Source organism: Pseudomonas sp. ACN5 (assembly GCF_002303975.1).
GTDB classification, from domain to species: domain Bacteria; phylum Pseudomonadota; class Gammaproteobacteria; order Pseudomonadales; family Pseudomonadaceae; genus Aquipseudomonas; species Aquipseudomonas laurylsulfatiphila.
The window spans coordinates 57375-78245 of sequence record NZ_MRCP01000002.1; the positions used below are offsets into that span (position 1 = coordinate 57375).

The 20871-nt window shown below is 60.5% G+C and carries 17 protein-coding genes, 1 tRNA gene and 1 pseudogene; 15 read left to right on the plus strand and 4 right to left on the minus strand.

Annotated elements, in window-relative coordinates:
• Position 1: 1 nt before the first annotated feature.
• Both BSF40_RS03410 and BSF40_RS03415 read left to right on the plus strand, forming a co-directional pair.
• Positions 2-3748 carry a bifunctional diguanylate cyclase/phosphodiesterase gene (locus tag BSF40_RS03410; RefSeq protein ID WP_095964092.1) on the plus strand — a complete coding sequence of 1249 codons (3747 nt, stop codon included), beginning with the start codon at positions 2-4 and terminating at the stop codon, positions 3746-3748.
• A 15-nt stretch (positions 3749-3763) separates the two neighbouring features.
• Positions 3764-3840: transfer RNA gene (locus BSF40_RS03415), tRNA-Ile, on the plus strand.
• A gap of 73 nt (positions 3841-3913) precedes the next feature.
• Here BSF40_RS03415 and BSF40_RS03420 read toward each other — a convergent pair.
• Both BSF40_RS03420 and BSF40_RS03425 read right to left on the minus strand, forming a co-directional pair.
• Positions 3914-4219, minus strand: a complete 306-nt coding sequence (locus BSF40_RS03420) for an XRE family transcriptional regulator (RefSeq protein ID WP_095964093.1) — start codon at positions 4217-4219, stop codon at positions 3914-3916.
• Positions 4212-4570, minus strand: a pseudogene (locus BSF40_RS03425) (type II toxin-antitoxin system RelE/ParE family toxin). The gene BSF40_RS03420 and the pseudogene BSF40_RS03425 overlap by 8 nt, the downstream one beginning before the upstream one ends.
• 476 nt (positions 4571-5046) lie before the next feature.
• Here BSF40_RS03425 and BSF40_RS03430 point away from each other — a divergent pair.
• From BSF40_RS03430 to BSF40_RS03440, 3 genes are all read left to right on the plus strand, one after another.
• Positions 5047-5373: a DUF3077 domain-containing protein gene (locus tag BSF40_RS03430; protein WP_095964094.1), complete on the plus strand. Its 327-nt coding sequence runs from the start codon at positions 5047-5049 to the stop codon at positions 5371-5373.
• A gap of 68 nt (positions 5374-5441) precedes the next feature.
• Positions 5442-6044, plus strand: coding sequence for a nucleotidyltransferase domain-containing protein (locus tag BSF40_RS03435; protein WP_095964095.1), 603 nt, complete (start codon positions 5442-5444; stop codon positions 6042-6044).
• Positions 6034-6462 (plus strand): hypothetical protein, encoded by a 429-nt coding sequence (locus tag BSF40_RS03440; RefSeq protein ID WP_095964096.1) that lies wholly within the window; start codon positions 6034-6036, stop codon positions 6460-6462. Before BSF40_RS03435 ends, BSF40_RS03440 begins: the two co-directional genes overlap by 11 nt.
• A gap of 15 nt (positions 6463-6477) precedes the next feature.
• Here BSF40_RS03440 and BSF40_RS03445 read toward each other — a convergent pair whose 3' ends face one another.
• Complete coding sequence (locus BSF40_RS03445) at positions 6478-7158, minus strand: peptidase M41 (RefSeq protein ID WP_095964432.1); 681 nt, start codon at positions 7156-7158, stop codon at positions 6478-6480.
• A 184-nt stretch (positions 7159-7342) separates the two neighbouring features.
• The gene (locus BSF40_RS03450) at positions 7343-9697 is read right to left on the minus strand and encodes a glucose/quinate/shikimate family membrane-bound PQQ-dependent dehydrogenase (RefSeq protein ID WP_095964097.1); all 2355 of its coding nucleotides are present in this window, start codon (positions 9695-9697) and stop codon (positions 7343-7345) included.
• A 185-nt stretch (positions 9698-9882) separates the two neighbouring features.
• Here BSF40_RS03450 and BSF40_RS03455 point away from each other — a divergent pair, with 185 nt between their 5' ends.
• The 10 genes from BSF40_RS03455 to BSF40_RS03500 all read left to right on the plus strand — a co-directional run bounded on the left by BSF40_RS03455 (position 9883) and on the right by BSF40_RS03500 (position 20856).
• Positions 9883-10344 (plus strand): Lrp/AsnC family transcriptional regulator, encoded by a 462-nt coding sequence (locus BSF40_RS03455; protein ID WP_007980298.1) that lies wholly within the window; start codon positions 9883-9885, stop codon positions 10342-10344.
• A gap of 221 nt (positions 10345-10565) precedes the next feature.
• The gene (locus tag BSF40_RS03460) at positions 10566-12248 is read left to right on the plus strand and encodes an NAD(P)/FAD-dependent oxidoreductase (RefSeq protein ID WP_007980300.1); all 1683 of its coding nucleotides are present in this window, start codon (positions 10566-10568) and stop codon (positions 12246-12248) included.
• A 12-nt stretch (positions 12249-12260) separates the two neighbouring features.
• Positions 12261-13055, plus strand: coding sequence for a carbon-nitrogen hydrolase family protein (locus BSF40_RS03465; RefSeq protein WP_095964098.1), 795 nt, complete (start codon positions 12261-12263; stop codon positions 13053-13055).
• 38 nt (positions 13056-13093) lie between these two features.
• Entirely contained in the window at positions 13094-15523 is a 2430-nt protein-coding gene (gene pqqF / locus BSF40_RS03470; RefSeq protein ID WP_095964099.1) for a pyrroloquinoline quinone biosynthesis protein PqqF, read from the plus strand.
• Positions 15524-15683: 160 nt separating this feature from the next.
• Positions 15684-15758 carry a pyrroloquinoline quinone precursor peptide PqqA gene (gene pqqA / locus BSF40_RS03475; protein WP_003444522.1) on the plus strand — a complete coding sequence of 25 codons (75 nt, stop codon included), beginning with the start codon at positions 15684-15686 and terminating at the stop codon, positions 15756-15758.
• A gap of 81 nt (positions 15759-15839) precedes the next feature.
• Complete coding sequence (pqqB, locus tag BSF40_RS03480) at positions 15840-16751, plus strand: pyrroloquinoline quinone biosynthesis protein PqqB (RefSeq protein WP_015097084.1); 912 nt, start codon at positions 15840-15842, stop codon at positions 16749-16751.
• A 144-nt stretch (positions 16752-16895) separates the two neighbouring features.
• Positions 16896-17648 carry a pyrroloquinoline-quinone synthase PqqC gene (pqqC, locus tag BSF40_RS03485; RefSeq protein WP_095964100.1) on the plus strand — a complete coding sequence of 251 codons (753 nt, stop codon included), beginning with the start codon at positions 16896-16898 and terminating at the stop codon, positions 17646-17648.
• A complete protein-coding gene (pqqD, locus tag BSF40_RS03490) occupies positions 17645-17920 on the plus strand; it encodes a pyrroloquinoline quinone biosynthesis peptide chaperone PqqD (protein WP_015097086.1) in 276 nt (91 codons plus the stop codon). Before pqqC ends, pqqD begins: the two co-directional genes overlap by 4 nt.
• Complete coding sequence (gene pqqE / locus BSF40_RS03495; RefSeq protein ID WP_095964101.1) at positions 17892-19064, plus strand: pyrroloquinoline quinone biosynthesis protein PqqE; 1173 nt, start codon at positions 17892-17894, stop codon at positions 19062-19064. Before pqqD ends, pqqE begins: the two co-directional genes overlap by 29 nt.
• The gene (locus tag BSF40_RS03500) at positions 19030-20856 is read left to right on the plus strand and encodes a S9 family peptidase (protein WP_095964102.1); all 1827 of its coding nucleotides are present in this window, start codon (positions 19030-19032) and stop codon (positions 20854-20856) included. Before pqqE ends, BSF40_RS03500 begins: the two co-directional genes overlap by 35 nt.
• Positions 20857-20871 lie beyond the last annotated feature (15 nt).

Consider the following 20871-nt stretch of genomic DNA (forward strand, 5'->3'; position numbering starts at 1 on the left):
TATGCCCAGACTGCCGACCGTGCTTTTTTTGCTGTCGCTGATGACCTGGACCGCAACGGCTGGCGCGCTGACTCTAACTGAGGATGAACGTAGCTGGCTGGCGGCTCACCCGGACTTGCGCCTGGGTGTCGATGCGTCGTGGCCGCCCTTCGAGTTTCGCGACGATGAGGGCCGCTACCAGGGCCTTGCCGCGGATTACATCGAGGTCATTCGCCAAAGACTGAAAACCCGGCTCACGCCCATCGAGCCGGTGAGCTGGACCGCCGTCCTGGAACAAGCCAAAAAAGGCAAAATCGACCTGCTGCCGGGCATCATGTCGACCCCGGAACGCCAGAAATACCTGTCGTTCACCCGCCCCTATCTGGATTTTCCGATCGTCATCCTGGCCCATGTCAGGGGCCCCCAGCCACACAACCTGCAAGACCTGTATGGCCTGAAAATCGCCGTGGTGGAAAACTACGCCCCCCACGAACTGCTGCGCACCCACAATCCCGACCTGAACCTGGTGGCGATGCCCAACGTCAGCTCGGCGTTACAGGCGCTGGCCACGGGTGCAGTGGATGCGGTGGTGGGCGATCTGGCGTCCAGCGTCTGGAGCCTGCGTCAGCTCAAGCTCGATGGGCTGTATGTCAGCGGTGAAACCCCCTATCGCTATCAACTGGCCATGGCCGTACCCCGCAACAACGCAATCCTCGTCGGTATTCTCGACAAAGTCCTGGCGGACATGAGCCCCGCCGAAATCAGCGCCATTCAGGAGCATTGGGTCGGTAACGTCATCGATCATCGAACATTCTGGAATGACCTGCTGGTGTATGGCCTGCCCGGATTGCTGCTGCTGACCCTGGTGCTGGCGGCGGTTATCCGCATCAACCGCCGCTTGAGTTCGGAAATCGCCCGCCGGGTCGATCTTGAACAGGAACTGCGCAGCAGCGAGTACCACTACCGCGGCCTGGTAGAGAGCCTGTCGGCCATCGCCTGGGAAGCCAGGGTCACCGACTACACCTACAGCTACGTATCGCCCCACGCCGAAGATCTTCTTGGCTATCCCCTCTCCCATTGGCTGATTCCGGGCTTCTGGCGCAACATCATTCACCCCGCCGACCTGACTCGTGCCCAGACTTTCTGCGATCACGAGGTGCTGGCCGGGCGCGATCACCGCCTCGATTACCGGGTGATCACTGCCGACGGGCGCTGTCTGTGGGTGCGCGACATCGTCAGCCTGATCGAACACGGGCAAGAGCCGGTGATGCGCGGGTTGATGATCGACATCACCGACGCCAAGCGAACCGAAGAAGCGCTGCGCCTGTCGGAACAGAAATTCGCTTCCGTGTTCCAGCAATGCCCTGACATTCTGGTGATCGCCCGCCTGAGCGACGGTTGCCTGCTGGAGGTCAACGAAGCATTCGAAGAACAGATCGGCCTCAAGGCCGAGGACGTCATTGGACTGACCGCCACCGACCTGAACATCTGGGGGATTCCCGGCGTTGGGCCGGGTCTGTTGCAACGCTTGCAGGCCGGCAGCATCCGCAATCTGGAAATGCCCTTTCGTCGCAGCAACGGCCAGGTGTTCACCGGGCTGATCTCCGCCGAACCGTTCGACCTCGACATGACACCGGCGCTGGTGGTCGTGGTGCGGGACATCACCCAGCTCAAGGAAACCCAGCAACAACTGCAAACGTCCGAAGAAAAGTTCGCCAAGGCTTTCCATGCATCCCCCGACGGCCTGCTGCTATCGCGGCAAAGTGACGGCTTGCTGTTGGAGGTCAACGAGGGTTTCAGTCGCATCACCGGATTCAACAGCGCCATGTCCGTGGATCGTTCGGTGCTGGATCTGGGAATCTGGGTCAATCTCAATGAACGCAAACAAATGCTCGACCTGCTGCATCGGGACGGGTTTGTCCGCGACTTCAGTTGTCATATCCGCCGCAGCGACGGGCAGATCCGCCTCTGTGAAGTGTCCAGCCGTCCGCTGCCGATCGGCGATGACGACTGCATGCTGACCATCGCCCGGGATATCACCGAGCGGCACCTGATGCAGGAAAAACTGCAACAGGCCGCCACCGTGTTCGAAAGCACCGCCGAAGGCGTGTTGATCACCGATACCCAGCAGCACATCAGTGCGGTCAACCGTGCCTTCACCGAAATCACCGGTTACAGCGAAAGCGAAGCGCTGGGCCATACGCCCCGTCTGCTTGCCTCAGGCCTGCATGACAGCGCGTTCTACGCGGCCATGTGGCATCAATTGACTGCCGAAGGTCATTGGCAGGGCGAGATTTCCAATCGGCGCAAAAATGGCGAGTTGTACCCAAGCTGGCTGACCATCAGTGCCGTGCGCAACCGCGACAAGTTCATCACCCACTTTGTCGCGGTATTCGCCGACATCTCCAGCCTCAAGCATGCCCAGGCCAAACTCGACTACCAGGCGCACCACGACCCGCTGACCGGCCTGCCGAACCGCACGCTGTTCGAAAGCCGCCTGCTGACAGCACTCAACAACCAGCAGGAGAACGGCGGCCAGGGCGCCGTGCTGTTCCTTGACCTTGACCGCTTCAAGCACATCAACGACAGCCTCGGCCACCCGGTGGGCGACCTGCTGCTCAAGGGCATTGCCGCACGTCTCAAGGAGCAGTTGCGTGACATCGACACCGTGGCACGCCTGGGCGGTGACGAGTTCATTATCCTGCTGCCAGGCCTGCAACAACCCAGTGATGCCGACAACATTGCCACCAAACTGCTCAATTGTTTCGCCGCGCCGTTCCAGGCCGGCGAACACGAGTTTTTCATCAGCGCCAGCATCGGCACCAGCCTCTATCCCAAGGATGGCTGCGATGTTGCCACGCTGATCAAGAACGCCGACGCGGCGATGTACCGCTCCAAAGCCAAGGGCCGCAACCGCGTCGAAAGCTACACCCGCGACCTCACCGCCCAGGCCAGTGAACGCGTGGCGCTGGAACACGAACTGCGCCGCGCCATCGAACGCAACGAGTTGCACCTGTGCTATCAACCGAAAATCAGCCTCGTCGACTACAGCCTGGTCGGCGCCGAAGCCCTGATCCGCTGGCGCCACCCGACCTTTGGTGACGTGCCGCGGGAACACTTCATCCCGCTGGCTGAAGAAAACGGCATGATCCTGCAAATCGGCGACTGGGTCCTGGAAACCGCCTGCCGCCAGATGGCCGAATGGCACCGCCTGTACGAAAGCCCCGGCCCACTGTCGGTCAACCTTGCCGGCGCCCAATTGCGCCAGCCCAACCTGCTGGGGCGTATCGAGCAGTTACTGAAGGACAACGGCCTCAACCCCGGATTCCTGCAACTGGAAATCACCGAAAACTTCATCATGAGCCAGGCCGAAGAAGCGCTGGCGGTATTGCATCAACTCAAACATCTGGGCGTGCAACTGGCCATCGATGACTTCGGCACCGGCTACTCGTCCCTGAGTTACCTCAAGCGTCTGCCGCTGGACATCCTCAAGATCGACCAGTCCTTCGTCCGCGGCCTGCCGGACGACCCCCACGATGCGGCGATCGTACGCGCCATCATCGCCCTCGGACGCAGCATGCAATTCACCGTGATTGCCGAAGGCGTCGAGACCCAGGCGCAACAGCAATTCCTCGCCGCCGAGGGCTGCGAACAGATCCAGGGCTACATCGTCAGCCTGCCCTTGCCCCCCGAAGAATTCGCCGCGACGTTTCTTCGTACAACCGTAATGGCTTTTTCGGATAGCACAGCCGCGAAACCGTCGCTATAATCCGCGACCTACTGAGGGCCTATAGCTCAGTTGGTTAGAGCAGAGGACTCATAATCCTTTGGTCCACGGTTCAAGTCCGTGTGGGCCCACCAAACAAGAAAGCCGCGCAATGCGCGGCTTTTGCGTGTCTGGCTGATCGGTTTTTGCAGAGACGTTTTTATCGCCTCAATTGGCAAAGTTCTCGATCTTCACCTGTCCGTCGGGAAAGGTTGCGATGATTTCCAGCTCGCCGCCCATGGCGCGGATGTAATTGCGCAACGTGCTGATATACATGTCGGTTCGTCGCTCCATCCTGGAAATTGCCGCCTGATTGACATGTAGCGCCTTGGCCAAGGTCTCCTGGCTCAGCTCCTGGGCCTTACGCAACTCGTGCAGAGGCATTTCTTTAAGATGCTGTTGGAACTGCCGCTCTGCGTCAGCGCGAGATTCCGGCGTCATTCGAGCTTGGAGCTCAGCAAATTTCTTAGCCATCGTTGCGGCCCTCATTACGCAGTGTTTCCAAATGTTCGTCATACAAGTTATCCGCCAGCGGGACATGCTCGTCGTACCAGCGGTCTTGACCGGTTTTGTCCCCGCCGATCAAAAGTAGAGCGCATCGACGAGGATCAAACGCATACAACACACGATAAGGCCTCCCCGCATGCTGGACCCGCAGCTCTCGCAGGTTGCCATGTAGCGAGCCTTTGATGTCGCTGCTATGGGGAAACGCAGGCCTGGCCCAAAGAGCTCCAGCAGATCGACGCAGGCCGAGGCCTGCTCCTTTGCATCCAGCCCTTCCCACCAGTCTCCAAATTGGTCGGTGTACTCAACATCCCAGCCCATACAATATGCCACCCAAGGAATATGATCTCAAGGGAATAATTCTATGGGTTTGAGCGGCCGTCCGACCATCCCCTGTTTCTTGTTGAATTGTTAATGACAGTTTCCAGCCACGCCTGAACATTGAGCCCTGGACACACTTGCTTGATCGAAATATCGGATGACGCCTTAGGACCTTGTAGGCAAACTCCGAATCTTGCTGTTGGGCACTTTGCCGCCTTGTTGCGCTTTTCTTCGACGGGATAGTCTCCGGACGTCGCTGAGCATTCAGCGATCGGGCTTGGAAACCCGTCGAGCGAATCGCAACAACGTGCCCAACATGACCGCAGACGTTTTACGACTGCAATCCTGTGTCATGGCGGCTGTGCGTGGGACGTCTTTGGACGTGCCGGTTTCCTAGGCTCCCGGTTTTCCAACCTGCGCACAGCTGCCACCCATTCGCTTGGAAACGAACGTGGCAGCTCCTCAAGCTTAGGAGATTGAACAGGTCCAAAACCAATGCGCCCTCACCATCAGAACTAAAAACCGTCGGCTTCACACCCTTCCTGTATCTCTCGGATCAACCCTTGTTCCACGTCTGCCGCGACGTCCCCGTCGCCGACGCCCTGGCCCAAGCCTCCGACCTGCTGTTCCTCGCCAAGTCCCTGACCATCGACGCCGCCTACGTCCAAGACTCCGACCGCCATGCCTGGGCCGCTCATTACCTGACGACGATGAGCAAAGCGCTGATTGATGATGTGGTGAAGGTGCTGACGCGGCGGTCTGTTCAAACCAGAAAGGAAGCAGCCCCATCGAAAAACACATGATCACGGCAGAGTTGAAAATTCCCAAAAAGGGACCTATAGTTCCCTTTTTGGGACTTATAGAGCCGACCATGCCTGCCATCCCGCTCAGCGATGCTCTGTTTACCGCCACCCAGCAAAAAGTGCTGGGCATGCTTTATGGCAAACCGGATCAGAGCTTCTATGCCAATGAAATATCCCGCTGGGCGCAGGTCGGCAAGGGCAGCCTGATGCGTGAGCTGGAGCGCATGCATGGCGCAGGCATTCTCACCATGAGTCGGCGGGGTAATCAGACGCACTACCAGGCCAACCCTGATTGCCCCATCTATGCAGAGCTGCTGGGGATAGTTCGCAAGACTTTTGGCATTGCAGAGCAACTGCGTGCAGCCTTGTCTCCACTGTCTGATCAGTTGGTATGGGCGTTTATCTACGGCTCCATTGCCAAGGGGAACGAGCATGCAGGCAGCGACATTGACCTGATGCTGATTGGAGAAAACCTCAGCTACAGCGACTTGATGGAACGGGTACTGCCCGTAGAGGAACAGCTTGGTCGCACCATTAACCCAACGCTCTACACCCTGGCCGACTGGCAAGCCAAGAAGGCAGCCGGCAACAGCTTTGTCGTGCGGGTTGAGCAACAGGACAAAATTGATTTGATTGGCCGCAACCCAGCAGAGGTAGCCGATGGGCAATAACGAAAATCTGGAGAACCTGGTGCGTAGCGGTGGCCTCAAAGCCGAACCGCCAGATCGCAAGGAATGTGAAGGACTGCTGAGATCGGCCACGGACCGTTTGCAGGATGCTCACAGTTCGGCCCTGTCCTTCGCCAGTCGCTTCGACCTCGCCTACAACGCTGCCCATGCCCTGGCATTGACCGCCATGCGTCTGCAGGGTTTTCGCTCCGACCGCCGCTATCTGGTATTTCAGTGCCTTGTACATACTCTCGGCCTGAACAAAATCCAGGTACGCCTGTTCGCGCTTTGTCACGAACGCCGCAATCTGGCTGAGTACGAAGGTTATATGGATGTGGACGAAACCCTTCTGGCTGAACTGTTGGCGGCAACTGATGCACTGTTGCCACTGGTGCAAGACGCTATGCTCGCGAGCAAATAACGCTACGACCCTTCGTTATTTCGAGTGCTGAACGGCGTCACTGCAGCTGTCAGTCCAAACACGTAACGGAGGGATGGCTTTCACTGCCCGCAGTCGCTCCAGCATCGGCCCGGTGAACACCACCTCAAACGTATCCGCCGCCCGCCCCCATTGCTCCACAAGAGCCATCCCGTCCACCAGCGCCGCAGCCAGTTCGGCAATCGTCTCGGCCTGATCCTCGATGATTTTTTGCGTCCGGACCCACACCTGATCCGTCATCTTCTTAAGCTGCGCCGTTATGCGCTCGCTCGACGCTGGATCGGTATCGGGGTAGACGATGTTGCGCAGCAGATGCTGAAGCTCCCTGATTTTTGCGTAGTCCTGCTCCGCCCCCTGCTCGCCTTTGAGGATGGCAGTGGCTTTGGGCTTGTCTACGCGTTTTGCGGCTGAAGGCTTTGAAGGGAGTGTCTGCGCCATGGCGCCAGCCAGGAGCACCATCATCCGGGCTTCCAGATGCTCCTTCATGGCTTCTATCGACGAAATGGAGCGCACCAAGGTAATGGAGGCCCCGCCCTGGTGTCGCAAATCCCTGGTCACGGTCAGGGTCACGCCGCCCGTTTCAAAGCCCAGGGCGCGGGCCACCACGTAGTGCCCCATTTCGTGATGGGCGATCTGCAATGCGCGGTCGCGTACAGCGGCAGGCAGGTTCGTCGTCATGTCCATTGCCTCGGATCCTTCGTTCTCGCATTCGACTACGAGTGACGGTCGCTGTCCATCCTGTCGCCCCGCAAAACAATGTAGGAGCGAGCCTGCTCGCGATGGACTTGTAGGCGCCGCGTCCATTCAGACAGCCAGCGTTATCGTTAACGTCCATCGCGAGCAAGCTCGCTCCTACGTCACCTTATTTGGGCAAAGCGTAGGCAATTACATAATCCCCACGATCCGTTGACTGACGCGCACCGCCCACTGTCAGCAGGATGTACTGCCTGCCGGTTTTCGGTGAAACGTAGGTCATCGGCCCGGACTGGCTGCCCACCGGCAAGCGCGACTTCCAGATTTCGTTACCGTTGCCGGTGTCGAAGGCGCGCAGGTAGAAGTCCTGGGTGCCGGCGAAGAACAGCAGGCCCGACTGCGTGGCGAGCGATGCGCCGAGGGTCGGCATGCCGATCGGGATCGGCAGGTGCATGCGGATGCCCAGCGGGCCGGTGTCCTGTACGGTACCGACCGGGACTTGCCACATCAGTTTGTGGGTCTTGAGGTCGATGGCCGACAGGGTGCCGAACGGTGGTTTCTGGCACGGAATGCCAACCGCCGAGAGGAAGCGCTCGCGCATGGCGCCGAACGGTGTGCCTTCCTGTGGCACCACGCCCATTTCGATGCCGCTGGCCCCGGCTTTGATCTTGTCGCGCGGAATCATGTAGTTGGCCAGGCCCAGGCGCATGTCATTGACGAACATGTAGCTGGTGTTCGGATCAACCGAGACGCTGCCCCAGTTCATGCCGCCCAGCGAGCCCGGGAATTGCAGGGCGCGGTCCATGCCTGGCGGGGTGTAGACGCCTTCGTGACGCATGCCTTTGAACTGGATGCGGCACATCAACTGGTCAAACGGGGTGGCGCCCCACATGTCGGACTCGGTCAGGGTCTTGTTGCCGATTGACGGCATGTCGACCGAGAACGGTTGGGTTGGCGAATAGCGTTCGCCGGGAACCTTGCCTTGCGGCACCAGGCGTTCTTCGACGCGGGCAATCGGCACGCCGGTTTCGCGGTTGAGCAGGAAGATCTCGCCCTGTTTGGTGACTTGCGCCAAGGCTGGCTGGGTACCGCCCTTGTCGTCCGGCACGTCGTACAGCAGCGGTTGCGCCGGCAGGTCGAAGTCCCACAGGTCGTGGTGAGTGGTCTGGAAGTGCCAGCGCACCTGGCCGGTTTTCACGTCGATGGCGACGATGGACGAGCTCCACTTGTCGTCGAACTCGGTGCGTTGACCGCCGAAGAAGTCTGGCGTTGCGTTGCCGGTCGGCAGGTACACCAGACCGAGTTTGGCGTCGTAGGACATGGCCGACCACACGTTCGGCGTGCCACGGGTGTAAGTCTCACCGGCCGGCGGACGTTTGCTGGTGTTCGGATTACCCGGATCCCACGCCCACACCAGTTCACCGCTGCGCACGTCGTAGGCACGCACCACGCCCGGTGGTTCGCCGGTGGAGTAGTTGTCGGCCACGCGGCCACCGACGATCACCACGTCCCCTGCGACCAGCGGGGTCGAGGTTTGCTGGTAGTAACCGGGTTTCACTTCGCCCATGTCGGTGGTCAGGTCGACGGTGCCATTGTTGCCAAACTCTTCGCAGGGCTTGCCGGTATCGGCATTGATGGCGATCAGGCGGGCATCGCCGGTCGGCAGAAACAGGCGTTTCGTACACGCGGTTGGCTGATTGTCCGAAGACACCGGGGTTTCGGAGTAGCCCAGGCCACGGCAGCGCTGCCAGTTGGGCGCGGTGCCTTGCGGGTCGAACTTCCAGCGCTGGGCGCCGGTGTCGGCATCCAGGGCGAAGACTTTTCCGTAGGCGGTGCAGGTGTAGACCGTGTCACCGATTTGCAGCGGGGTGTTCTGGTCTTCGGCGCCGGCACCGGTGCTTTGCGGGATATCGCCGGTGCGGAAGATCCAGGCGACCTGCAACTTGTCGATGTTGCCTTTGTTGATCTGGTCCAGCGCGGCAAAGCGGTTGCCGGCGGTGGTGTTGCCCCAGTGGGCCCAGTCTTTCTGCTCGGTACCCGGCGCGACCGGCGAAACCGCAGGTTCAACGGAGGCCTTGACCACGTGGGTCGGCACGAACATGTAGGCCATCGTCGCTACAACGCCCACACCCAGAATGCCGGCCAGACCGTAGGCGCCACGCCCGCCGGTCGCGCCCGAAGCGCGGACCAGGGTCGGATAGATCAGCGCCACCACCAGACCGATCACGGCGAAGGTCAGCACCCGCGAGACCAGCGGCCAGTATTCGAGGCCCGCATCCCACAAGGACCAGATCACGGTGAGGACCAGCGCCACACCATACAGCCAGGCGCCCAGCGGCTTGCGACGGGCAATCAACAGGCCGGACACCAGCATCGCCAGGCCCATCAGCAGGAAATACCAGCTGCCACCCAGCGCAATCAGATAGCCACCGCCACCCGCCAGGCCGAGCCCGATCAGTGCAATCAGCATACCCAGCCCCGCCAGCAACCATTTGCTGCCGGCGGCAGCCCCAGAATTGTTCATGTCGGACATTTTCCCCATTTGTGACAAGGGCGGAATAATGTACTAACTGGTTACTTATGGCAATTTGTCGCAGGCAGAAATGTCACGAACGGTACTGAGGCCAGATCAGGGATCCGTCGCGAGCGTCGTGCAGAATCTGCCTGTAACATGCTTGCGCACTGATCCATACCGCTGGAGATAACCCTTTGCCTGACACTCGCCCACCCGTTCTCGACGAAATCGACCGCCAGTTGATTGCAGCCCTGCAGATCAACGCCCGTGAGAGCGTGGCCATGCTCGCCCGGCAACTGGGCATCGCCCGCACCACCGTCACCTCGCGCCTGGCGCGGCTGGAAAAGGCCAAGGTGATCACCGGTTACGGCGTGCGTCTCGGGCAGCGGGTGGTGGACGGCGGGTTGCAGGCGTATGTCGGGATCACGGTGCAACCGCGTTCCGGCAAGGAGGTGTTGCGTCGGCTCAGTGCCATGGCGCAAGTGCAGCAGTTGTGTGCGGTGAGTGGCGAATTTGATTATGTGGCGTGGTTGCGCACCGATTCGCCGGAACAGCTGGATCAGTTGCTGGATCAGATTGGCAGTGTGGATGGGGTGGAAAAGACCACGACGTCGATCATCTTGAGCAGCAAGATTGATCGGGGGCAGCCGGTTTGAGTTTGTGCCGATGGTTTGGTGGTGTCTGGTCGGGCCTCTTCGCGGGCAAGCCCGCTCCCACAATGGACAGTGTGTACATCGATATCGTCATATCGACCAACAAAATGGCAAAACGACGACACTTTGCGTCTTATTAACGTGTTCTGTGCTCTCTAGAATGGCTGGCATCTTTTCCTATACTCAGATGCGCATTCCGCGTCGGGTCGCCAGCAAGGTCAGCCATGAACAAGAACAATCGCCATCCTGCAGACGGTAAAAAACCAATCACCATTTTCGGCCCGGACTTTCCCTTCGCCTTCGACGACTGGATCGAACACCCGGCCGGGCTGGGCAGCATTCCCGAGCACAATCACGGTGCCGAAGTGGCGATTGTCGGCGGTGGGATTGCCGGTCTGGTGGCCGCGTATGAGCTGATGAAGCTGGGGCTGAAACCGGTCGTCTACGAAGCCTCGAAAATGGGTGGCCGTCTGCGCTCCCAGGCCTTCAACGGCGCCGAAGGCATCGTGGCCGAACTGGGTGGCATGCGCTTTCCGGTGTCGTCCACCGCGTTCTATCACTACGTCGACAAGCTCGGCCTGGAAACCAAACCGTTCCCCAACCCGCTGACGCCTGCGTCGGGCAGCACGGTGATCGATCTCGAAGGCCAGACCCATTACGCACAGAAGTTGTCGGACCTTCCTGCGCTGTTCCAGGAAGTGGCTGACGCGTGGGCCGACGCCCTGGAGGCCGGCTCGCAGTTCTCGGATATCCAGCAAGCCATTCGCGACCGCGACGTGCCTCGCCTCAAGGAGCTGTGGAACACCCTGGTGCCGCTGTGGGACGACCGCACCTTCTATGACTTCGTCGCCACGTCCAAAGCCTTTGCCAAGCTGTCGTTCCATCACCGCGAAGTGTTCGGCCAGGTCGGTTTCGGCACCGGCGGCTGGGACTCTGACTTCCCGAATTCGATGCTGGAAATCTTCCGCGTGGTGATGACCAATTGCGACGATCACCAGCACCTGGTGGTCGGTGGCGTGGAACAGGTGCCACAAGGCATCTGGCGCCATGTGCCGGAGCGTTGCGCGCACTGGCCGGCCGGCACCAGCCTCAGTTCCCTGCACAGCGGCGCGCCGCGCACCGGCGTGAAGAAGATTGCCCACGCACCGGGCGGCCGTTTCGCCGTCACCGACAACTGGGGCGACACCCGCGAATACGCCGCTGTGTTGACCACGTGCCAGAGCTGGCTGCTGACCACCCAGATCGAATGCGACGAAACCCTGTTCTCGCAAAAGATGTGGATGGCCCTGGACCGCACCCGCTACATGCAATCGTCGAAGACCTTCGTGATGGTCGACCGCCCGTTCTGGAAGGACAAGGATCCGGAAACCGGCCGCGACCTGATGAGCATGACCTTGACCGACCGCCTGACCCGTGGCACCTATCTGTTCGACAACGGCGACGACAAGCCAGGGGTGATTTGCCTGTCGTACTCGTGGATGAGCGACGCGCTGAAAATGCTCCCGCACCCGGTGGAAAAACGCGTGAAACTGGCGCTGGATGCACTGAAGAAGATCTACCCGAAAGTCGACATCGCCGCACGGATCATTGGCGACCCGATCACAGTGTCCTGGGAAGCCGACCCGCATTTCCTCGGCGCGTTCAAAGGCGCACTGCCCGGTCACTACCGCTACAACCAGCGCATGTACGCGCACTTCATGCAGGACGACATGCCGGCAGAACAGCGCGGGATCTTCATCGCTGGCGACGACGTTTCGTGGACGCCAGCCTGGGTTGAGGGTGCGGTTCAGACCTCGCTCAACGCGGTGTGGGGCATCATGAAACACTTCGGCGGTGCAACTCATGCCGAGAATCCGGGTCCAGGAGATGTATTCAACGAGATCGGACCGATCGCCCTGCCCGAGTAAGAGGAATCCGAAATGCGCGTAGCCCTTTACCAATGTCCACCGTTGCCGCTGGATGTCGCCGGCAACCTGCAACGCCTGCAACAACTGGCGCTGGAGGCAAAAGGCGCGGACCTGCTGGTACTGCCGGAGATGTTCCTGACCGGCTACAACATCGGCGTCGATGCCGTCAGCGTGTTGGCGGAGGTGTACAACGGCGAGTCGGCGCAGCAGATCGCGCGCATTGCCAAGGCAACCGGGATTGCCATCTTGTATGGCTATCCCGAGCGCACCGAGGACGGGCAGATCTACAACGCCGTGCAGTTGATCGACGCCCATGGCGAGCGCCTGTGCAACTACCGCAAGACGCACTTGTTCGGCGACCTCGATCACTCGATGTTCAGTGCAGGTTCCGACGAGTTTCCTATCGTTGAGCTCAACGGCTGGAAACTCGGTTTCCTGATCTGCTACGACCTGGAGTTTCCGGAAAATGCCCGACGCCTGGCTCTGGGCGGCGCCGAGCTGATTCTGGTGCCGACTGCGAACATGATTCCGTTCGATTTCGTCGCCGATGTCACCGTGCGTTCCCGCGCCTTCGAAAACCAATGCTATGTGGCTTACGCCAACTACTGTGGCCATGAAGGCGACATCCACTATTGCGGCCAGAGCAGCATTGCTGCGCCGGATGGCAGCCGTATCGCTCAGGCGGGACTGGATGAATCGCTGATTGTCGGTGAGCTGGATCGACAGTTGATGGTCGATTCCCGTGCCGCCAATCGCTACCTGATCGATCGTCGTCCCGAGCTTTACGGCGAGCTGAACAAGTCCTAATCCGCTAGCATTGGCACTTCACTGTTCTGGAAGTGCCCATGCCCGCGCTGAATCACCCTCGCCCCCACACTGAAACCCTGGCCAACGGCTTGCGGGTGACACTGCGTCATGCCCCGAATTTGAAGCGTTGCGCAGCAGCATTGCGGGTCGCCGCGGGCAGCCATGATGTGCCGCTGGCGTGGCCCGGACTGGCGCATTTTCTTGAGCATCTGCTGTTTCTGGGGACTGAGCGTTTTCCTGCCGGGCAAGGGTTGATGGCCTACGTCCAGAGTCATGGCGGCCAGATAAACGCGCGAACCAGCGAACGCACCACGGACTACTTTTTCGAACTGCCACCCCAGGCATTTGCCGGTGGGCTGGAGCGTCTGTCAGACATGCTCGCCCATCCGCGTATGAATCCGGACGATCAGCAGCGAGAACGGGAAGTGCTGCAGGCGGAGTTTGTCGCCTGGTCGCAGGATGCGGCAGCGCAGCAGCAATTTGCGCTGTTCGACGGGTTGTCAGAAGTACATCCGCTTCGCGGTTTTCATGCCGGCAATCGCGCCACCCTGCCTGTAGAGCAGCCCGAGTTTCAGCAGGCGTTGCAGGATTTTTATCAGCGGTTTTACCAGACCGGGCAGATGACATTGAGCCTGGCCGGACCGCAAGGCCTCGAAGAGCTAAGGACCTTGGCTGAAGCGTTTGGTAACGTCATCGCCAAGGGAGAAAGCATTGAGCAACACGCTCCCGTGCCCCTGATGTCGACCTCAGAAAGAAGTTATCAACAGGCTGAAGCACGGCGACTGGATTGGCTGTGCGCCCTCGAATCGCTGCCCGACTCTTGCGCCGAAGCGCTGGCATTCTTGTGCCACTGGCTGAATTCGGCAAAACCCGGGGGCTTGTCGGCGGACCTGCGCGAGCGCGGGCTGGCCGATCACCTGAAAGCCCAGTTGCTCTACCAATTCGCAGGACAAGCCTTGCTGCATATCGAGTTCACCTTGCCGGCCAATGGGTTGTCGACCGGGATTCTCGAACGCCTTATGGACTGGCTGAGCTTTTTTGCCCAGCAGGACTGGACCCGGTTGCGCGAAGAATACGCAACCCTGCACCAGCGCCAGCAACAGATCAGCAGTGCCTTGCAATTGGCCCGACTGGACAGCGAACAATGCGAAGTCGGGTTATCTGGCCAAGGCGTGACAGCGCTCAAGCAAATCCTCAATCAAATCGGCGCTGTGGATAACTTCAGTGGCCCATGGCAGTTGCCCGCACCCAACCCGTTCCTGCGCACCGAAGCACCAGCGTCCAACGCCGGATTGATTCGTGGCCAGACCAGCGCCCACCGCGGCCTGCGTACCTTTGCCCAGGATCGCTCGCGAAGCCGTCGTGAACGTTCGCCGATGCAATTCAGCCAGGCATTGCCGGACAACAGCGCGGAAGGTGCGATTTATCTGCGCTGGCGTCTGGACTCGAGTCCCGCCAGCGCCCTTCAATCCCGACTGGAAAATAACCTGCAACCGCTGCGCGAAGACGCGCGTCAGGCCGGTGTGGATTTTTCCTTCAGTGCATCGGGCAACGAATGGCTGCTGAAAATGACCGGACTGCAGGAGCCGATGCCCACCGTTCTGGAGCATGCGCTGAAAGAGCTGACACAGCCTGACGCCGCAGGCTCACAAGCCACGCACGCGAGCGTTGCGCTGATCCCCATTCGACAACTGCTCAAGGCATTGCCCGATCACTGCCTTGCGCACACCGCGAACACGGACGACGCGCAGCAACTCTGGTCGAGTGCACGCTGGGATGGTCTGGCGATTGGCCTGTCCGCCCAGACTCAAGCGGCCATGGGCCTGGCCTTGAGCCGTATTCCCGGCACGCCGGACAATCAATTGACCCCACCGCCATCCATCCCGTCACAACGCCTGTGGAGCGCCATCGATAGCGATTCCAGCGAGCACGCACTGTTGCTGTTTTGCCCTGCCGTGACCGGGGAATTGGCCGACGAAGCCGCGTGGCGTCTACTTGCGCACTTCTGTCAGACGCCGTTCTACCAGCGCCTGCGCGTGGAGTTGCAACTGGGCTATGCGGTGTTCAGCGCCCTACGCCAGATTCACGGGACAACCGGATTACTGTTCGGTGTGCAATCACCGAACGTAGCGCCGGCAGATCTGCTGCAGCACATCGAGCAGTTCCTCAGCGATGTGCCAATGCTGATCAATGCCCTCGACGACAACGCGTTCATCGCCGGGCGCCAGACCTTGGCCGAGCAATTTTCCCAGGCTGCATTGCCCACTGCCCAGGCCGCGGAATTGCTTTGGCAGGGCAAGCTGGGCGGCCACTCGTCGGATTTTCTGACGCAATTGCCCGAGGCAATCCTGCTGATCGGGCGTTCCGAACTGCTGGTTGCAGCACAACGATTGAATAAGGCCGAGGGCGGTTGGCATTGCCTGGCGAACAGCCCTGCACCGGGCACTCCATGGCAAGCGGCAAAATGATCATTACCGGGGCGGTAAGGAGCTTTCTCAAAGTTTCACGGGCAATTTCTTTGAGATTTTGAGTAACATAGCAACCTAACTATCTGGAACATCTCTGACTCGAGGTGGACTATACCTATAGCTAGCGCTGTCTCCCCCCCCACTAGAAGGAGTTCAATTCATGGCCTGGACCAAACCTGCCTACACCGACCTGCGTATCGGCTTTGAAGTCACCATGTACTTCGCAAGCCGCTAATCTCTGCTTTGGCAGATGTGCAGCACAACGCCTCGGTTATCCGAGGCGTTTTATTTTCAGCGTTGAAATGATGGAGCGTCCATGTTTGTCCAGATTCTAGGTTCCGCCGCCGGCGGCGGCTTCCCCCAGTGGAACTGCAACTGCGTGAACTGCGCAGGCTTTCGCGACGGCAGCCTGCGGGCCAAGGCGCGGACGCAGTCGTCCATCGCAATTTCCGATGACGGCGTGAACTGGGTGCTGTGCAACACCTCTCCGGACATCCGCGCCCAACTCCAGGGCTTCGCCCCGATGCAGCCGGGCCGCGCCCTGCGTGATACCGGGATCGGCGCGATCATCCTGATGGACAGCCAGATCGACCACACCACCGGCCTGCTCATGTTGCGCGAGGGTTGCCCGCATCAGGTCTGGTGCACCGACATGGTCCACGAAGACCTGAGCACCGGTTTTCCGCTGTTCACCATGCTCAACCACTGGAACGGCGGGCTGAACTGGAACCGCATCGAGCTCGATCAAAGCTTCACTGTTCCCGCCTGCCCGAACCTGCGCTTCACCCCGTTGCCGCTGCGCAGTGCCGCGCCGCCCTACTCGCCGCACCGCTTCGACCCGCATCCGGGCGACAACATCGGCCTGATCGTCGAGGACCGGGGCACGGGCGGCAAACTGTTCTACGCACCGGGCCTGGGCAAGGTGGATGCAGCGCTGCTGGAGATCATGGCCGGCAGCGATTGCCTGCTGGTCGACGGTACGCTGTGGGATGACGATGAAATGCAGCGTCGTGGCGTAGGCACCCGCACCGGTCGGGAGATGGGCCACCTGGCGCAAAACGGCCCCGGCGGCATGCTCGAAGTGCTGGAGCAACTGCCCACGCAGCGCAAGGTGCTTATCCACATCAACAACACCAACCCGATTCTCGATGAAGATTCGCCCGAGCGCGCGGAGCTGGATCGGCGCCAGGTTGAAGTGGCGTATGACGGCATGAGTATTGTGCTCTAGCGGGCGGCCTCTTCGCGAGCAAGCCCGCTCCCACATTTGAAATGCATTCCAATGTGGGAGCGGCGGTGCGACGACTCGACTTGCTCGCGAAGGCGTCCGACCAGACACCAAAGATTTCAACGGTTGTTCCCCCGGAGAACCCCGATGACCGACACCCCAATGTCCCCCGCCGAATTCGAAGCGGCCCTGCGCGCCAAGGGCGCCTATTACCACATCCATCACCCCTATCACGTGGCGATGTACGAAGGCCGGGCTACCCGCGAGCAGATCCAGGGCTGGGTCGCCAACCGTTTCTACTATCAGGTGAACATTCCCCTGAAAGACGCGGCCATTCTGGCTAATTGCCCCGACCGCGAGATCCGCCGCGAGTGGATTCAGCGCCTGCTCGACCACGACGGTGCGCCCGGTGAAGACGGCGGCATCGAAGCCTGGCTGCGACTGGGCCAGGCTGTCGGCCTCGACCCGGACCGGTTGCGCTCTCAGGAACTGGTGCTGCCCGGCGTGCGCTTCGCCGTGGACGCCTACGTCAACTTTGCCCGCCGCGCCAGCTGGCAGGAGGCCGCCAGCAGTTCGCTGACCGAACTGTTCGCCCCGCAAATCCACCAATCGCGCCTGGACAGTTGGCCGCAGCATTACCCATGGATCGACCCGGCCGGATACGAGTATTTCCGCACGCGCCTGGGTCAGGCACGGCGTGATGTCGAGCACGGTCTGGCGATCACGTTGCAGCACTACACCACCCGCGAAGGCCAGGAGCGCATGCTGGAAATTCTCCAGTTCAAACTGGACATTCTTTGGAGCATGCTCGATGCCATGAGCATGGCCTACGAACTGAAACGCCCGCCGTATCACAGCGTGACCGGAGAACGGGTCTGGCACAAAGGAATCACCTTATGAGTTTCGATCGCAGCAAGACCCCGACCTGGCGTCCCGGCTACCGCTTCCAGTACGAACCGGCGCAGAAAGGCCACGTGCTGCTGTACCCGGAAGGCATGATCAAGCTCAACGAAAGTGCCGCACTGATCGGTGGCTTGATTGACGGTGAACGGGATGTCGCGGCGATCATCAATGAACTCGACCAACAGTTCCCCGGCGTACCCGAGCTCGGTGACGACATCGAGCAATTCATGGAGGTAGCCCGTGCGCAGCACTGGATCGAACTTGCCTGATTCATCAAGGCAAGTGCCGCCAAAACCTGAAGTCGGCTTGCCGCTGTGGCTGCTCGCCGAGCTGACCTATCGCTGCCCGCTGCAATGCCCGTACTGCTCCAATCCGCTGGATTTCGCCGAGCAGGGCAAAGAGCTGAGCACTGAACAGTGGATCAAGGTGTTCCGTGAAGCGCGGGAAATGGGCGCGGCGCAACTGGGCTTTTCCGGTGGTGAACCGTTGGTGCGCCAGGACCTCGCCGAGCTGATTACCGAAGCCCGCAAACTGGGTTTCTACACCAACCTGATCACCTCCGGCATCGGCCTGACCGAGCAGAAAATCAGCGATTTCAAGAAGGCCGGCCTCGATCACATCCAGATCAGTTTTCAGGCCAGCGACGAGCAGGTGAACAACCTGCTGGCCGGCTCGAAAAAGGCCTTTGCACAGAAACTGGAAATGGCCCGGGCGGTGAAGGCCCATGGTTATCCGATGGTGCTGAACTTCGTGACCCATCGGCACAACATCGACCAGATCGACCGCATCATCGAGCTGTGCATCGCCTTGGAAGCGGATTTCGTCGAGCTCGCCACGTGCCAGTTCTACGGTTGGGCGCAACTCAATCGCGTCGGGCTATTGCCGACCCGGGAGCAACTGGTGCGCGCCGAACGCATCACCAATGAATACCGCGCCAAACTGCAAGCCCAAGGGCATCCGTGCAAGCTGATTTTCGTCACCCCGGACTATTACGAAGAACGCCCGAAAGCCTGCATGAACGGCTGGGGCAGTATTTTTCTGACGGTCACGCCGGACGGAACCGCCCTGCCCTGTCACGGTGCCCGACAGCTGCCGGTGCAGTTTCCCAACGTACGCGACCACAGCATGCAGCACATCTGGTACGACTCGTTCGGCTTCAATCGCTTTCGCGGTTATGACTGGATGCCCGAGCCGTGCCGCTCCTGTGACGAGAAAGAAAAAGACTTCGGCGGCTGCCGCTGCCAGGCGTTCATGCTCACCGGTGATGCCAGCAACGCCGACCCGGTGTGCAGCAAGTCGCCACAACACGGCGTGATCCTCAAGGCTCGCGAAGAAGCCGAACACGCGACCCAGACCATCGACCAACTGGCCTTTCGCAATGAACGAAACTCACGCCTCATCGCCAAAAGCTGAACCTTTCAGCGCGGCCAAAGCCGTGGCTGCCGGTATCGACTTTGCCGAACTGCAGGTCGGTCCAAACGGCCTGTTCTGGAACGAGTACCGACCCGAAGACGCGGCGTGCCGGATCTGGCATTGGCGTGAAGGCACAGCGAAATGCCTGACGCCGCCGGGGTTCAGCGTGCGCAGTCGGGTGTACGAATATGGCGGTGGAGCCTTTTGTCTGACGGACGACGGTATCGTTTTCGTCAACGAGGCCGACCAGCAGTTGTATCGGCAATCACTGCAAGACGAAGCACCCGAAAGGCTGACGTCCGGTGCGTGCCGTTTTGGCGATCTGCAGTTCGCCAACGGGCAGGTGCTGGCGGTCGAGGAGCATCGAGACCAACACCGACTGGTGGCGATCGATCTGCTGGATGGCACACGCCACCTGCTGGCCGAAGGTGCTGATTTCTACGCGGCACCGACGCTGAGCCCTGATGCCCGGCGCCTGGCCTGGATCGAATGGAGTCGCCCGGATCAGCCATGGACAGCAACCCGCTTGATGGTTGCCGAACGCCTCGCCCATGGCGGGTTTGCCGAGGCTCGTTGTGTGGCGGGCGACGGTGCTCAAGAGTCGGTGCAACAGCCACGGTTTGATGCCGACGGTCGCTTGTACTGCCTGACGGATCGCGCCGGTTACTGGCAGCCATGGGTGGTATCCGGGAAAGGCCTGAGCCCATTGCCAAGTGCCAACGCCGACCATGGCCCGGCGCCCTGGCAACTCGGCGGCAGTACCTGGTTGCCGCTGGGCGACCACAGTTATCTGGCCAGTTGGACCGAGGGCGGGTTTGGCCGATTGGGCATAGGCGGCAACGCCTGCGCCGACTTCACCGGCCACTACAGCCGCTTCCGCCATCTCACCGTGGATGGGCAGTTCATTTATTGCATTGCAGCGTCGCCCGTCAGCTCAACCGCCGTCATCGCCATCGACCGCCAAAGCCGGCAAGTGAAGGTACTGGCCGGCGGTATCGCACCGCTTCCTCCGGAACGGATCAGCCGCCCGCAGACCTTGCGCTACCCCAGTGGCTCAGGCGAAGCACACGGCTTCTTCTACCCGGCAATGACCGGCGAGGCGAAACCGCCACTGGTGGTGTTCATCCATGGCGGCCCGACGTCGGCGTGCTACCCGATGCTCGATCCACGCATCCAGTTCTGGACACAGCGGGGCTTCGCCGTGGCCGACCTCAACTATCGCGGCAGCAGCGGTTATGGCCGGGCCTATCGTCAGGCGCTTCATTTGAGCTGGGGGGATGTGGATGTCGAAGACGCTTGCGCCGTGGTCAGTTACCTCAACGAACGGGGCCTGATCGACGGCGACAAGGCCTTCATTCGCGGCGGCAGCGCCGGCGGCTACACAACGCTTTGCGCCTTGGCGTTTCACAACGTGTTCTGTGCCGGAGCCAGTCTGTATGGGGTCAGTGACCCGGTAGCGCTGGGCCGTGCGACCCACAAATTCGAAAGCGACTATCTGGACTGGTTGATCGGCGATCCGCTGCTGGACGCCGAACGCTACGCCGCCCGCACACCGCTGCTGCATGCCAGCAATATCCGCGTGCCGATGATCTTCTTTCAGGGAGAACTGGATGCCGTGGTCGTCCCGCAACAGACCCGCGACATGGTTGCGGCGCTTCAGGGCAACGGTATTCCGGTCGAAGCGCATTACTACGCGGACGAACGCCATGGCTTTCGCAAGGCCGGCAATCAGGCCCATGCGCTGGAGCAGGAATGGTTGTTTTATCGAAGGGTGATGGAATTGGCGAACTGACATTGGCGCCACATA

Coding starts and splice junctions, on each gene's coding strand:
- BSF40_RS03410 (WP_095964092.1), top strand. CDS start 2: ATGCCCAGACTGCCGACCGTGCTTTTTTTGCTGTCGCTGATGACCTGG.
- BSF40_RS03420 (WP_095964093.1), bottom strand. CDS start 4,219: ATGGCTAAGAAATTTGCTGAGCTCCAAGCTCGAATGACGCCGGAATCT.
- BSF40_RS03435 (WP_095964095.1), top strand. CDS start 5,442: ATGCCTGCCATCCCGCTCAGCGATGCTCTGTTTACCGCCACCCAGCAA.
- BSF40_RS03440 (WP_095964096.1), top strand. CDS start 6,034: ATGGGCAATAACGAAAATCTGGAGAACCTGGTGCGTAGCGGTGGCCTC.
- BSF40_RS03445 (WP_095964432.1), bottom strand. CDS start 7,158: ATGACGACGAACCTGCCTGCCGCTGTACGCGACCGCGCATTGCAGATC.
- BSF40_RS03450 (WP_095964097.1), bottom strand. CDS start 9,697: ATGAACAATTCTGGGGCTGCCGCCGGCAGCAAATGGTTGCTGGCGGGG.
- BSF40_RS03460 (WP_007980300.1), top strand. CDS start 10,566: ATGAACAAGAACAATCGCCATCCTGCAGACGGTAAAAAACCAATCACC.
- BSF40_RS03465 (WP_095964098.1), top strand. CDS start 12,261: ATGCGCGTAGCCCTTTACCAATGTCCACCGTTGCCGCTGGATGTCGCC.
- pqqF (WP_095964099.1), top strand. CDS start 13,094: ATGCCCGCGCTGAATCACCCTCGCCCCCACACTGAAACCCTGGCCAAC.
- pqqB (WP_015097084.1), top strand. CDS start 15,840: ATGTTTGTCCAGATTCTAGGTTCCGCCGCCGGCGGCGGCTTCCCCCAG.
- pqqC (WP_095964100.1), top strand. CDS start 16,896: ATGACCGACACCCCAATGTCCCCCGCCGAATTCGAAGCGGCCCTGCGC.
- pqqD (WP_015097086.1), top strand. CDS start 17,645: ATGAGTTTCGATCGCAGCAAGACCCCGACCTGGCGTCCCGGCTACCGC.
- BSF40_RS03500 (WP_095964102.1), top strand. CDS start 19,030: ATGAACGAAACTCACGCCTCATCGCCAAAAGCTGAACCTTTCAGCGCG.